Annotated in this window: 15 protein-coding genes and 2 pseudogenes; 6 read left to right on the top strand and 11 right to left on the bottom strand. The window is 63.0% G+C overall.

The features are described 5' to 3' along the window. Window position 1: 1 nt before the first annotated feature. Window positions 2-676, bottom strand: a complete 675-nt coding sequence (modB, locus tag JMY28_RS36130) for a molybdate ABC transporter permease subunit (RefSeq protein WP_201700669.1) — start codon at window positions 674-676, stop codon at window positions 2-4. A 27-nt stretch (window positions 677-703) separates the two neighbouring features. Continuing rightward, window positions 704-1,489, bottom strand: a complete 786-nt coding sequence (gene modA / locus JMY28_RS36125) for a molybdate ABC transporter substrate-binding protein (protein WP_201700668.1) — start codon at window positions 1,487-1,489, stop codon at window positions 704-706. 212 nt (window positions 1,490-1,701) lie between these two features. Between modA and JMY28_RS36120 the strand changes: the two genes are divergently transcribed. Next, on the top strand, window positions 1,702-2,673 hold the full coding sequence (locus JMY28_RS36120) for an NHL repeat-containing protein (RefSeq protein ID WP_236597201.1): 972 nt from the start codon (window positions 1,702-1,704) through the stop codon (window positions 2,671-2,673). A 179-nt stretch (window positions 2,674-2,852) separates the two neighbouring features. Next, a complete protein-coding gene (locus JMY28_RS36115) occupies window positions 2,853-3,773 on the top strand; it encodes a LysR family transcriptional regulator (protein ID WP_201700667.1) in 921 nt (306 codons plus the stop codon). 189 nt (window positions 3,774-3,962) lie between these two features. Here the strand turns inward: JMY28_RS36115 and JMY28_RS36110 are convergent, their stop codons facing one another. From JMY28_RS36110 to JMY28_RS36090, 5 genes and pseudogenes are all read right to left on the bottom strand, one after another. Next, window positions 3,963-5,153, bottom strand: a complete 1,191-nt coding sequence (locus JMY28_RS36110) for an NAD(P)/FAD-dependent oxidoreductase (RefSeq protein WP_201700666.1) — start codon at window positions 5,151-5,153, stop codon at window positions 3,963-3,965. Further along, window positions 5,150-5,320, bottom strand: a complete 171-nt coding sequence (locus JMY28_RS36105; protein WP_201700665.1) for a rubredoxin — start codon at window positions 5,318-5,320, stop codon at window positions 5,150-5,152. The genes JMY28_RS36110 and JMY28_RS36105 overlap by 4 nt, the downstream gene beginning before the upstream one ends. 21 nt (window positions 5,321-5,341) lie before the next feature. Further along, a complete protein-coding gene (locus JMY28_RS36100) occupies window positions 5,342-6,397 on the bottom strand; it encodes an aromatic ring-hydroxylating dioxygenase subunit alpha (RefSeq protein WP_201700664.1) in 1,056 nt (351 codons plus the stop codon). Between the two features lie 220 nt (window positions 6,398-6,617). Beyond that, a pseudogene (locus JMY28_RS36095) lies at window positions 6,618-7,030 on the bottom strand (oxidoreductase); the annotation flags it as partial. A 38-nt stretch (window positions 7,031-7,068) separates the two neighbouring features. Continuing rightward, window positions 7,069-7,959: a LysR substrate-binding domain-containing protein gene (locus JMY28_RS36090; RefSeq protein ID WP_201700663.1), complete on the bottom strand. Its 891-nt coding sequence runs from the start codon at window positions 7,957-7,959 to the stop codon at window positions 7,069-7,071. A 101-nt stretch (window positions 7,960-8,060) separates the two neighbouring features. On the opposite strand from JMY28_RS36090, the gene JMY28_RS36085 reads away from it, so the two are divergent. Then, on the top strand, window positions 8,061-8,651 hold the full coding sequence (locus JMY28_RS36085; RefSeq protein WP_201700662.1) for a LysE family translocator: 591 nt from the start codon (window positions 8,061-8,063) through the stop codon (window positions 8,649-8,651). Between the two features lie 62 nt (window positions 8,652-8,713). Here the strand turns inward: JMY28_RS36085 and JMY28_RS36080 are convergent, their stop codons facing one another. Genes JMY28_RS36080 through JMY28_RS36070 form a run of 3 tightly spaced genes read right to left on the bottom strand, consistent with a single transcriptional unit; the run spans window position 8,714 to window position 10,762 of the window. Then, window positions 8,714-9,328: a hypothetical protein gene (locus tag JMY28_RS36080; RefSeq protein WP_201700661.1), complete on the bottom strand. Its 615-nt coding sequence runs from the start codon at window positions 9,326-9,328 to the stop codon at window positions 8,714-8,716. A gap of 48 nt (window positions 9,329-9,376) precedes the next feature. Continuing rightward, window positions 9,377-10,162, bottom strand: a complete 786-nt coding sequence (locus tag JMY28_RS36075) for a molybdopterin-dependent oxidoreductase (protein ID WP_201700660.1) — start codon at window positions 10,160-10,162, stop codon at window positions 9,377-9,379. Between the two features lie 6 nt (window positions 10,163-10,168). Then, window positions 10,169-10,762 carry a cytochrome b/b6 domain-containing protein gene (locus tag JMY28_RS36070; RefSeq protein WP_201700659.1) on the bottom strand — a complete coding sequence of 198 codons (594 nt, stop codon included), beginning with the start codon at window positions 10,760-10,762 and terminating at the stop codon, window positions 10,169-10,171. A gap of 289 nt (window positions 10,763-11,051) precedes the next feature. Between JMY28_RS36070 and JMY28_RS36065 the strand changes: the two genes are divergently transcribed. From JMY28_RS36065 to JMY28_RS36060, 3 genes and pseudogenes are all read left to right on the top strand, one after another. Next, on the top strand, window positions 11,052-11,222 hold the full coding sequence (locus tag JMY28_RS36065) for a hypothetical protein (RefSeq protein ID WP_201700658.1): 171 nt from the start codon (window positions 11,052-11,054) through the stop codon (window positions 11,220-11,222). Continuing rightward, window positions 11,138-11,404 (top strand): annotated as a pseudogene (locus JMY28_RS39215) (anti-sigma factor); the annotation flags it as partial. The gene JMY28_RS36065 and the pseudogene JMY28_RS39215, both read left to right, overlap by 85 nt. Before the next feature lie 3 nt (window positions 11,405-11,407). After that, window positions 11,408-12,067: a YceI family protein gene (locus JMY28_RS36060; RefSeq protein WP_236597200.1), complete on the top strand. Its 660-nt coding sequence runs from the start codon at window positions 11,408-11,410 to the stop codon at window positions 12,065-12,067. Window positions 12,068-12,237: 170 nt separating this feature from the next. Here the strand turns inward: JMY28_RS36060 and JMY28_RS36055 are convergent, their stop codons facing one another. Next, window positions 12,238-12,990 carry an SDR family oxidoreductase gene (locus tag JMY28_RS36055; protein ID WP_201700657.1) on the bottom strand — a complete coding sequence of 251 codons (753 nt, stop codon included), beginning with the start codon at window positions 12,988-12,990 and terminating at the stop codon, window positions 12,238-12,240. Between the last annotated feature and the right edge of the window lie 393 nt (window positions 12,991-13,383).

Below are 13,383 nucleotides of genomic sequence, written 5' to 3'. Positions count from 1 at the left end.
ATCAGCGCGAAGTCAACAGCGTGTGCTGCGGCACCAGTCGGCCAGCGAGCACGAGAATCACGACGCACGTCACCGAGGTGACGAACACGAGGAAATTCGCCGTGCTGTCGTCGCCGGCCTGCACAGCCGAATAGATCGCAACGGAAAGCGTTTGCGTGCGGCCCGGCAGATTGCCCGCGATCATCAGCGTCGCGCCAAACTCGCCGAGCGCGCGCGCAAACGCGAGCAGCGTGCCTGCAACAATGCCCCGCGTCGCGAGCGGCAGTGTCACGCGAAAGAAGATCGCGGCCTCGCTGATGCCGAGCGTGCGCGCGGCGCGCTCCAGTTGAGGATCGACCGATTCGAACGCGGCGCGGGCCGACTTCAGCACGAGCGGGAATGCCACCACCATCGACGCGAGGACGGCGCCTTGCCACGTGAACACGAGCTGGATGCCGAGGCTGTCGAGCCAGCGGCCGAACACGCCGCGCCGCCCAACCAGCACCAGCAGGTAATACCCGAGGACCGTGGGCGGCATGACGAGCGGCAGCGTCAGCAGCGAATCGAGCAGGTCGCGCGCGCCCGAACGCCAGCGCGAGAGACCGTAGCCGGCGGCCACACCGAACACGACATTCAACGCCGTAGCCCACCCGGCGACCTTGAGCGAGAGCAGCAGCGGAACCCAGACCTGTCCCATGACGGGCGCTCCTCTTGCGCGGGCGGATCAGTGCGCCGTGCCGACCGGCTTGAAACCATACTTCGCGAGTATGGCCTGCCCGGCGGGCGACAGCACATAGGCGATGAAGGCCTTCGCATCCGCCGCGTGGCGGCTGCCGTCCACGAGCGCGATCGGATAGGTCACGGGTGTTTGTGTCGGCACGGTCATCGCAACCCTCACGCGCTCGGGCATGATCGCCGCGTCGGTGGCGAACACGAAGCCCGCATCGACCTCGCCACGCGAGACGTAATCGAGGCTCTGGCGCACGTCGCCCGCGAGCACGCTTTTCGCGTTCACCGCGTCCCACAGGCCCGCCGCTTCGAGCGCCCCTTTCGCGTAGCGGCCGATCGGCACCGACGCCGGATCGCAAAATGCGACGCGCTTCACGCCCGGTTGTGCGAGCGCGTCGAGCGACGTCGGCATGAACTGGCTGTCCTTCGGCACGATCAGAACCAGGGCATTGGCTGCGAAGTCCTGACGCGTCGCGGGATCGACCACCTTCTCGGCGACGGCCTTGTCCATCGCCTTCTGGTCCGCCGACGCGTACACGTCGGCTGGCGCGCCCTTCACGATCTGCTGCATCAGCACGTCGGACGCGCCGAAGTTCAGCAGTACCTTCGTACCCGGGTGCTGCTGCTCGTAGGCCGCGCCAATCGCCTTGAACGCATTGGTAAGGCTCGCCGCGGCGGAAACGATGAGTTCGTCGGCGCGCGCGTTGGCGCAAACGGCCACCATGCCGGCGCCGATGACGAACAATGCCTGCTTCAGAAGACGCTGGAACGATACGCGCATGGTCTGATATCTCAAGATGAAAGGGTCGACGTGAAAGCAATGTAATGTCGCAGCATCGAGATATTACACTGGATATAGCGGCACTCGCGCTTGTGACGCCGATCCAGGGTTTCGAGCCGTTGCCTGACGAAAGCGCTATCGACGTAGAATTCGTCTTTCTGCCGTCCGCGATTGCGATGCGCCCTCACCCGACTACCATGCCAGGAGCCGTCATGCTGACGATCAGGTTGTTGAGCGCTTTGGGTGCGGGCCGCCTCGCGCGGCAGTTCAAATGGCATGCGCTGGCAGCAGTTGTCGTGGCCACCGCGGGCTGTCACAGCGCGCCATTTGCCGCGCCCATGCGCATAGAGCTAAACGCCCAGCCGAACGCAATCGCAGTGCGTCCCGGTGACGGCGCGCTTTTCATCACCGACGACCACAGCAACGGCATTTTGTGGTCCTCGAACCAGTCGGACTTCCGCCCCTACGCCAGCCTGCCCACCATCGCGGGTCAGCCCGGCAGCCTCAGCCAGTTCGTGTTCATACGGCCTGACGCACTGCTCGTCCAACGATTCGGCTTTGGTGAAACGGGCGCCCTCTTCGCCGTTTCCGCCGCCGGCGAAGTCCACGCCCTGACCGGCCCCGCATCCGATCGACGCAGACTGGGACTCGTGTCAATCGGTCCCGGCCGCGCGTTGTCGAGCTGGTTCGTCAAGCGGGGAAGCGAGCCGCCGGCTGGCGGCGTCAGCCTGGTGAGCTACGAGCTGACGACATACACCGCCACCGAGCGCGACATCGTCACCGGCCTTGCGAAGCCTGTGGGAATCGCGGTGCACGACGGCACGTTGTTCGTCACGGACCAGAGCAAGGGCGAAATACTGCGCTACGACCTCCCCGAACTGCTGGCCGAACCGGCGCCGCCCCAAAGCAGCACCGTGTTCGCGAGGATCGAAAGCCCGGACCTGCTCGCCGCCGATGGATCCGGAACGCTCTACACCAAGTGCGGCGCGCACGGATTCTGCCGCATCGCACAGGACGGCACCGTGTCGCGCCTCGCCGACGACTTCCAGGATGCGCGTGGCGTCACCATCGACGAGCCGCGCCACCTTGTCCTTGTCATCGACCGCGCGAAAGGCGCGAGCGCAACGACCAGCGCCATTCGCGCATTTGCGCTCGCGAGCAGCGATGCAAGCGCGGATCACTAAGCTGTCGTTCGCAACGGCATGAATCCGGCATGCAGCCTCGCATATAGTGCGTATGCCCCTTCCGTTATAAGCCCGAATTGGCAAGGCGAGCGTACATGGCCAGGCGATTCCCTGGAGTTGACGCACCGATATATCGCGCCGTATATAGCTATGAATGGCGTAAATCGACGGTGGTTCGCATGTCCCGGGAAGTCATCGACTCCTATCTGCTAAAGGTTCTCCATACGCTCATCTGCGAAGCCAGTGTCTCGCGCACTGCCGCGCTGCTTGGCCAATCGCAGCCGGCAATCAGCGTCGCGCTGCGCAGACTGCGCGCGATGACGGGAGATCCGCTGCTGGTGCGCAGCGGCAGCCATATGGTGCCCACGACGCACGCGCTCACACTGATCGAGCCCACGGCACAGGCACTGGCAGGAATCGCCGCGGTGCTTCATCCCACCACGGCATTCGATCCTGCCACGACGCGCAGGACTTTCCATATCGGCTCGCCCGACTATCTGGACGTGTTCTTCCTGCCCGCTATCGTCGACGCCTTCCAGACTCAGGCGCCGCGCGCGCGGATCGAGTTTCAGCATCTGATGATGGTGAATGGCGGCTACGAGCATGGTCTGGAAAGCGGCGCACTCGACCTCGTGATAGGCAACTGGCGCACACCGCCCGAGCACCTGCACCTCCAGCCGCTGTGCAAGGACGAGCTCGTCTGCCTGATGCGCGCGCAACACCCGATCAAGCCCGGCAGGCTGACCCGGGAGGTGTATCAGGAGGCCGCGCATCTGGCCGTCACCACGCACCACGCGGCGGGACTCGGCACCATCGACATCGAACTGGCACGCAGCGGCTTGTCGCGCAACGTGACGACCAGCCTGCCGTACTTCGGCATGGCGCCCTATGTGCTGATGCGCTCGAACCTGCTTTTCACGACCACGCGCGCCCTTGCCGCGCACTACTGCGACCTGCTCGATCTGCGGATAGAGCCCATCCCCGGCGAACGTCAGGCGCTCACCTACTACCAGCTTTGGCACGACCGCACGCATCGCGGTGCGGCCGCAATCTGGCTGCGCCATCTCGTGGCCCTGACTGCGAAGGGATTTGCGCGTTAAATTTCGGAACCCGAATCATTTTCGAAAAAAACCGCGAGCATGGCTCGCGGCGGCAAAACGCCTGACGTTCGTGCCTCGCAGACTGGTAGCCGCATACGAACGTCAGAGCGCAACAGGGGTCGGTCAGTGGAAGCGGCCTGTTGTCGGACGCGTATGGCCGCGTCCGGTTGTCGTGACGCTACGCCTTGCCTACCCGCTCAAGCCGGACGCCATCTGCTTCAATAGCGCGGCCTTGTGGGCGGTGGCGCTGCCAATGAGAGCAAAGCCGGTTACACGCTTTGTCCCCGCGTCTTCGCAAATCGCGCGTACCGCCTCTGGCGACTCCTGCGTGGCCACTTCGACGCTCCAGTGCCCGCCCGGCATACCCGGTGTCGCGACAACGGCCGGCACCGCTGGCGTCTTCACGACAACGGGCATCACCGGAAAATCGACGCGCGTGAGCGTTCCAGACAAGGTGCGGGCGAGCGCACGCGCCGCGTGCATGATCGGCAACACATAGGGCTGCACCCGGCCGTCGATGGCAGCGCAGTCGCCGAGTGCATAGACGTCCGGCGCGCTTGTGCGGCACCACGCATCCGCGCCGATACCGCCATCGATGCGCAATCCAGCCGCGCTCGCGAGTGCCGTTCGCGGTACGAGGCCGACCGCCGAGATGACGATATCGGCCTCTAGCAAGGCGCCATCCGTGAGCGTCAGACGATATCCGGAATCGCGCCGCGAAACGGCAGCGACCCCGATGCCGAGCCGCACATCGACACCCGCACGGGACAACGCGCTGGCAAACGCCGCGCCTGCCTGCGCCGGCAGCAGACGCGACAGCGGTGCGCTGGCGGGATCGATCAGGCACACCGGGTGGCCCGCTGCGACAAGATCATTCGCGAACTCGCACCCGATCAGCCCCGCGCCGAGTATAGCCACCGAATGACCCGACGCGAGCGCCTCGCGAAAACGCGCGTAGTCGCCGAGGTCGTTGATCGATAGCACGCCTGCCGCGCCATCGCCCTCGATCGGCACGCGCCTCGGGTCCGCCCCCAGCGCGAGCACCAACGCGTGATAGCGTAGTCGCGCCCCTTCGACGACGATAGCGCGCTCGGCCGGCACGATGCGCTCGACATGACGATGGGTCCAGACGCGCGCATCCAGTTGCGCGGCCATCGCCTGCGCGTCGAAGCTCGCCAGTTCGTGCGGCGCCTTCTTCATCGCCAGCGCATTCGACAGTGTCGGCTTCGAATAGAACCTGCCGTCGTCGCGGGTGACGATGACGATGGGCGTCTGCGCGTCGAGCTTGCGAAACTCGCGCGCGACCGTGTAGCCCGCGAGGCCCGTACCGACAATCACTACGGGGTCGCGGTGCGCCCCACCAAAAGCGTGCTCGCTCATGCCGTCACCACCTGCATCTCGAAGTCGTGCTTGCCCGTCGCGCAGTCAGGGCACATCCAGTCGTCAGGTACATCTTCCCAGCGCGTACCTGGCGCGAGGCCCGCTTCGGGCAGCCCTCTGGCCTCGTCGTAGCGAAACCCGCAGATTACGCATTCCCAGATCTTCATGGTCTATCCTCTTTCGCCGCATCAACGTACGTAGCGCTGCCCGAGTCCGATCTCCGCAAGCGCGCGCCGGTATGCACCGGAGGAGCGGTCAGCGAGAATCGGCGCCTCCTGGGAGCGGTCGACAGGCAGCTCCTCGGGACACTGCAACTCGACAATCGCGCGATCCTCCTCGAATACCTGACGGTTGAACGCATAGACGTCGTCGAGCGGCAAGTCCTTGTCGAAGTTACGCGCGATCGGCACGAAAAGGCGCGTGAGCCGTGCAGACACCGGGCTTGCGGCATTGAGGATTGCCAATCGTCCGTTCTCGGGAAAATGCACCGTCAGCCGCGCGAAGAATGGCACATCGACCTCGAACACCCTGCGCCACAGAAAGCCTTCCGGCGCACGATGCTGCATCGACTTCGGGAAATTGCTCACCGTGCTCGCGTATTCCGCACGCAAGCCGCTCGGGCGCCGCTCGACGGAGTACTGCGGAACAACGGGATTTCTGCGTTCCGCGAAGCTGTCGTGATGAATCCACGCGAAATGCGCAACGTCGATAAAGCCTTCGGTTTGCCGCCCGGCGGAAGCATGGATATCGATCGAAGGAGGAAGGATTTGCTGATAGCCCTCAGTGTCCCACGCGGGGAACTCGGGCAACGGCAGTTCGCCGCCGCCAAGCGACACCCACACGAGCCCATACGCTTCCTGCGTGGCGTACGTCGTCAGGCACAGGCGTTCGGGAATCGGGCCTTCTGGCTGCGAGGGAATGAAGCTGCATTTTCCGTTCGCTCCATATTCGAGCCCATGGTACGGACAAACGAGATTGGCGCCGTTCACCCACCCGCGGCTCAGCGGCGCGCCACGGTGAGGACAAACATCGCGCGCCGCGACGATCCGCCCTTCCGAGCGGAACAGGACGAGCGGTTCGTCGAGCAACGTAACGCCCAGCGGTTTATCGCTGACGTCGTGCGCGAAGGCAACGGGGTGCCAGTAGCGGTGCAAAATTTCCCAGTCGCGGGAATCGAAAGTGCAGTTGCGGGGCATGACGGGCGACCCTGCACGGGTCAGCGCCACCACCTGGGGTTCGCTCATTCGTGTCTCCTGAATCGTGTGAATGCGGCACGGCGTGGTGACCGCTCTGCCGGTCTCGCCGTGTACACAACGATATTCAGTTGAGCGCCTGTCTCCCATCCCTTTACGGCCATGTAGTCCATGTACCGATCGACATGGTCTTGCCGCAAACTATGCGTGCCTTCATCCGTACCTGCGAGCCGGAGCACGTTGCATCAGGTCGAGGTCGAACGAGTCGGATTCAAACGAACACCTTTCGCAGCCGACTGGGTTGAGAGCGAAGATACTGGTTCGGCGCCCTGACTTGAGACCCGAAGTGGGCGGCCGCGTGCCAGGGCCAGCGAGGGTCAAAAAGCACGGCCCGAGCGGAATTTGCGCGGCTGGGTTCGAACCACCACTGGAGACGTCGATCGCGGCGCAGCCTCTAGCCTCCAGTGCCTGGACAAAAGCATTCGCGTCGTGCACGGACCAGCCGCCGTCCACCCAGTCAGTCGCGGATACCCGCATCGTAACGGGGCGATCATGCGAAAACGCGTCTCGCACGGCTTCGAAAACCTCGAGCGGAAAGCGCATCCGGTTTTCCAATGAGCCGCCGTATTCATCGGCCCTTTGGTTTGAGAGAGGCGAGAGGAATTGATGGAGCAGATAGCCGTGCCCGCCCTGTGGCGCTGCCGCAGCGGTTGTAAGAGACGTCACGCAATGTTCGCTAGCTGTGCGCGTCGAGTGGCTGCGTCGTTCGACATCGATTCGCGTACGTAGCGCGCGAATTCCTGCGCGGCGGGTTGAACCGTCGCTGGAAATCGCAGGCAGATCGCGAATGGAGGCAGTGCAGGCAAACCGGTTGCCTGAGGCGTGAGCATCTCCAGATCGGCTGGCACCGTGGAGGCAAACCAGGTCGTGATCGCGAGGCCCGCGCGCACCGTCGCAGCGGTCGCCTCGATGTTGCCGCTCTCGAACACCGTGCGCCACGCAATGCCCTTGTCCGCGAGCGCGCCGAGGACTACCGGCCGGAACGCACAATGCTCGTCCACCATAGAAAGCGGCAACGGCCGTTTCTGCCACGTATCGCTACCACGCCCATTGACCCAGACCAAGGGCTCGATGCGGACCACTTCACCTTCGGCTTCGCTCGCGACGTATTCGACCAACGACACGTCCACACGACCGCTATCGACCGCTTCGCTCAGCTCCGGTGAAGCCGCGCATACCAGCGATATGTCGACGTGTGGATGGGACTCGGCGAATGCCTTCATCGCGGGCGCGAGCCGCGTCACGAGATCGTAAGGCACACCCACACGCAGGGCGCCGCGCAGCGGTTGGCCCGTCATGTCGGCCCAGATTTCGTCGTTCAGCCGCAGCAGCTTGCGTGCTTTCACGAGAAACGCCTCGCCCTGGCGCGAAAGCTCCAGCTTGCGCGTCTTGCGCACGAATAAAAGGCAATCCAGCACGTCTTCGAGGCGCTTCACCTGCTGGCTCACGGCGCCTTGCGTCATGTGCAGCAAATTCGCGGCCACCGTCATGCTGCCGCTATCGGCGACGACAACAAAGGTACGGATCAGATCGAGGTCCAGGTTCCGGCTCATCTATGCATTATTCCGCGTAATGGCGCGCATCAATATTATTACCTTTCAGGATGCGTTGCCGATCCGTACAGTGCACTTCTCACCCACGCGGATGTGCACCCATGACCTCGACCCTGCCGCTTCTCCTTTTCGTCGTCGTCTCGACCGTGACGCCCGGCGGAGCAACCACGCTCGCCACCGCCTCGGGCGCACGCTTCGGCTTCGTACGCTCGATTCCGCTGATGCTCGGCATCGCGATGGGCCTCGCGTTGCTCGCTGCAGTCGCCGCGCTTGGGCTAGGCGGTTTGCTGCTTGCCCTGCCGTCGCTGCAAACGGCGGTGAAGGCGCTCGGTACTGCTTATCTGCTATGGCTCGCGTGGCGCATCGCGCGTAGCGGGCCGCCAAATGCAGACAACGGCCCCGCGCGCCCGGTTACGCTCGTCAACGGTTTGCTGCTGCTCTGGCTCAACCCCAAAAGCTGGGCGATGACGGTCGGCGCGGCGGCGTCGTTCGTGCTACTCGCAAGCAGTCCGAACCGCCTGGCGATGCTGCTCGCCGCCGCGTTTGGTGTTGCTGCGTGCGCGTCGCTCGCGCTTTGGTGTGCGCTCGGCGTGCTGCTTGCGCGGTTCTTTCGAACCCCGCGTCACTGGCGCATGCTCAATCTCGCGATGGGCGTGCTGCTCGCCGCATCCCTCATTCCGGCCTGGAGATGAGCATGTCGTCGCACAGGTGAACGATCAGTACGTGAAGGTCGCGAAAGCGCACGCTCGTGGAATTACATGGGAGGGACGACGCCGTCCTTTTCGACCACCACGCGCTGCGCGGCATACGTACCCTGTGACGCTGGTTTCGCGACCACGAAGACTTGCTTGCCTGGCGCCAGATCCGAGCGCGCAGCCGGGGTGAAGGTGACGATGGGTACATTCGGCGGCACCGTGACTTCGTTGCTGCCCCCCTTGTACGACAGCTTCAGATTGCGGCCGTCCGTGCCCTGCACGACAGTATCAACATTCGCGTTGGTCATCGTGCTGTTCGGGCCGAGGTCCCACGCATAGTGGCCCTCCCCCGTGCCGCGTGCGGCTTCCGGGAAGACCACGACTTCCGTCGCAGTCAGTTTGCCATCCGTGCCCGTCGTCGCGGCCGTGCCGACGAACGTCCCCGGCTTGATGTCGGATAGCTGCATCGCCTTGACGCTCGACACGGGAACATTTGCCGCGAGGGCGATCGAGACCGTGTCGCCGCTGCGTCGATGGACCTTGAGAACGTCGCCGTCGAGAGAAACGACGTTGCCGCGAATACGCGTTGGCTTCGCATCAGGCGTTTGTGCCAGCGCGCTGCCGGCAAGCGCCATCGCGGCAATGGTCGCTCCAATTTTCAGTCGAATGGTCATGAATGCTCCGTTTAGCAGATACGCGTTGAAGAAAAGGTCGATTGCACTTCAGGAACCGCCGAACCAGTTATAGCCCTGGTTCTCCCAATAACCACCGGGATACTCGTTCGTCACCGTGATTGCGACGATATGTTTGGGATTCTTGTAGCCGAGTTTGGTCGGCATCCGCAGCTTCGCCGGAAAGCCGTATTTCGGCGGCAGCACGTCGCCGTCGTAGGTCAACGTAAGCAACGTTTGCGCGTGCAGCGCCGTCGGCATATCGATGCTGGTCCAGTAGTTATCGGCGCAATGGAGCGCGACGTACTTCGCCGTCGTGTCTGCACCCGCGCGGCGCAGGAACTCGGAAAAGCGCACGCCGCCCCAATGCCCAATCGCGCTCCATCCCTCGATGCAGATATGGCGTGTGATCTGACTTTCCTGGGGCATCGCTTGCAGTTCGCCGAGCGTCCATGAGCGTTTGCCGTTCACGAGTCCGCCTACCTGGAGCCGCCAGGTCGCGGGATCGACTTCCGGTACGTCGTCGATGTCATAGAACGCGTTGAACGGGAACGGCCGCGTGATCATCGACTCCGGATACGTCGGCGCCATCTTGTTCGGATCGAAGAGCAGCGCCTGCACGCGGTCGTTGAAGAACGACATCTTGCGCAGCATGGTATTCACCGACTTGTCGTTCGAGAGATCACAGCCCGAAAGCATGGCAATGCCGCCGAGCGTCAGTATCTGTTTGCCGAGCAATCGGCGCGCGGGACTCTTCAATTCGCTGCGCGCGTCCTTGATGATCGAATCCGCGTTCGAGACGAGAAACGCATTGGGTTGTTTTTTGCCTGAGCGCATGATCGATTACCGTCCGCGAATCATCAGGAGCAGCGAGCGCGGCACGAGTGCGACCATGACGATGTGCACGACGAAGAACGCTACGAGAACGCTCATGGCGAAGAAGTGGACGACACGTGCGTTGTCGTATCCACCCATGAGCGTGCGCAACAAGGGGAACTGAACCGATTTCCAGACCGCCAACCCCGAAAGGATCACGATCGCGATATCCACGATAACCACCACATATGCCAGCTTTTGGACCGCGTTGTAGCGCGCCAGATCCTCATGCCCCAGCTTGCCGCGCAGCGCGGCGGCAAGATCCCTTGCTAGCGCACCGGGACGGATCGGCAGAAACTTTCTCCAGAGGCGCTTTGAAACGATATTGAGGGACATGTAGACGAGGTAATTCGCGACCAGCAACCACATGATCGCGAAGTGCCACTGCAATGCACCACCCAGCCAGCCGCCCAATGTCATGCTCGCGGGAAATTTCAGTCGCGCAAAGATAGGCGAGGCATCGTAAATCTGCCAGCCGCTCGTCACCATCAGCACGACCGCCACAGCGTTGATCCAGTGTGTCGTGCGAACCCAGAGAGGCTGAATTATCGTTCGGCTCATTTGCAGGCTTCGTGGAAGGTGTTCGTCTGCGATCAGACATGGTTCGATCGCTCCGAGATCGCACCGTGTTGCTGGGTAAACCTCACACCTGCGCCCCTATTCCACTGCCGCTGAGAAATTTTTCCTTACAGATTTCCAACAAGTCGATTCGGATTCCAGGCGCAGCGGAATAAAGGGGGCATGCAGTGCGTTTTCTCCGTGTCTTCAGGACGTCACGAGGCCGTGATCCAGTTCGGACAAGACTCTCTCGGTGTAAATGGACACGCTGGCAACCCATTGAGTGAACGTGATGAGCGACGACCTCGATCCCGGTGCGGCGTCAGGCTTCAGCGATCCGGAGCTGTGTGCGCTATCGGCATTCGTCGACGGTGAGTTGGGCGGCTGTTGCCGGGCATTGCCGGGCCAGCCGCGCAATTCATGTATGAAAACGGGGCCGGCGCGCGGCTTGCGCTTTACATGAGCACAATCTCGCAACGCGAAAATCCGATCCAACTCCTGCGCGAAGGCGATCGTCGCACGTTCAGTTGGGCAAACGACCATATGGGTTACGCGCTCTCCGGGCAGATGGCCGAGGGTCAATTGCGCACGATCGCTGTCGACGTCTGCAGCGAACTAGGCGGGCATCCGGAAAGTTGGAGGTAAAGCGTGCTGGATCGTAACCCCATCCGTCGATGTGGCATGGCCATGGGTCGTCTCAAACCATATGCAGCTGCAATCGCGACGTTTGCCTGCGCTGCCTGCGCAGCTTTCGGGGTTAGCGCCGATCAGGTCGACGTGTCTTCACCGCTGGCACAGTATCGACTCGACCCAGGCCGTTCTGGTGTTACCTTCGGCGTCACGAACGCCTGGCATTCGAATCTCACGATGCGCTTCAGCCGTATAGGTGCCGAGCTCGATGGATTCCAGGGCTTGGCTTCGGGCCGGGTCATGGTGACGATCGACGCGACGAGCCTCGAAGCGAACGCGCCGTTTGTCACCGGAATCGTCGAAGGCGGCGGCATGCTGGACGTGGTGCATTATCCGGCCATTCGCTTCGTCAGCACCCGCCTTGTACGGACCGGGCCGCTTAATTGCCTTTTGACAGGTGACCTAACGATCCGCACGACGACGCGCCCCGTCACGCTCGCTGTCACCTTCGACGCAGACCCACACGAGCCGACGGGCACTCGCCAAACGCTGGCCTTCTCCGCCGACGGCCATTTCAGCCGGGCAGCGTTCGGATTGACGAATTGGTCCTCCGCTGTCGGGGATGACGTGCACATGAGGATCCGCGCCGAATTCGTCAGGGAGCGTGCGGATCCGTGAATTCTGCATTGCCCGCCTTCGGTGAGGCCCGGAGAAGCCTGGTGACCGGCGCTCAGACCGCCGTCGACGTGCAGAATTTCTTGTTCGCTCGGCTTGAATGGCCGCCGAATTGACGGCTCGTGGCAAGCCAAACACGGACTTGCTGATCCAGGTTTCGCATAGACCTGAAATCAGCCCTTATTAGCTTGCGCTAGCCACTGGTCCAGGCTGACGCGGCCAATCCGCGCGTCGCCGAGCGGTACGAGCGACTGTTCCTCGACGCGGCCGCCGTAGTAGCGCGCTTCTTGATCCGTCACCACAGGGCGCGTGTCGCCGACCGACTTCAAATAACGCCTGACGATCGCGGCGAACGACTCACGGTCCGGGCCCGCGATATCGACGGTGCCGTTCAGTGGCGCGACAAGGGCCACCTGCGCGAGGCTCGCAGCGACGTCATCCGCGGCTATCGGCTGAAACAGTCCGTCCCCAACGCGCACCGTCCCGTCTTCTGTGCCGGAATCAGCAATGGCGCCGATGAATTCCATGAACTGGGTCGCGCGCACGATCGTGTACGGCACGCCCGCCGCTTCAATCGCCTCTTCCTGCGCGACCTTGGCAACGAAATAGGCGTTTTCCGGCGTGCGCTCGCAGCCGACGATGGAAAGCGCGACGTGATGGCGTACCCCTGCGGCCACTTCGGCCTTGCCGAGGTTGCGCGTCGAGGTGCGGAAAAAGTCGAGCACCGCCCGGGGCTCCCACGAAGGTGCGTTCGCCACATCCACTACGACATCGGCGCCAGCCAGTGCGTTGCTCAAGCCCTCCCCCGTCACGGCGTTCACACCGTTACGCGGCGATGCAGCGAATGCCTCATGCCCCGCCTCGCCAAGCAGCGTGACGAGACGCGAGCCGATCAGGCCGGAGCCACCGATTACGACGATCTTCATGGCACATTCTCCAGATGAGAGTCAGTGGACACGGGTAAGCAGCTGGCGGCCGTTGCATCGCGTGTAAGCAATCGCCGCCGTCGCCTCGTGTGAAGCTATTGTGGGAAGATCATGAACTATCGAAAAGCGCCAAGAATTGCCGATCGTGACCGATCTGGTACGCGAATGGCCGCACGCGTCGCACGCCGCGCGGCCTTGTGATGGGCTTCGCAAATATCGCCAATGCAGCCGGTAGCGGGCCACGTCGCGCGGACGTTGCGAGCGTGTCTGGACGGCTAACGAGATTGGCGAAGCTGGTTAACGCATTAAAGCCGTCCCCTGGACGGCTTTTCTGTTTCCTGCATGGGGTGTCGCGTTCTTCGCCCGCCGCAAACGCCAGAACCCCGGTTCTCT

Source organism: Paraburkholderia hiiakae, assembly GCF_904848665.1.
In the GTDB taxonomy this organism is placed as follows: domain Bacteria; phylum Pseudomonadota; class Gammaproteobacteria; order Burkholderiales; family Burkholderiaceae; genus Paraburkholderia; species Paraburkholderia hiiakae.
This window is presented reverse-complemented; position numbering and strand designations above follow the sequence as displayed.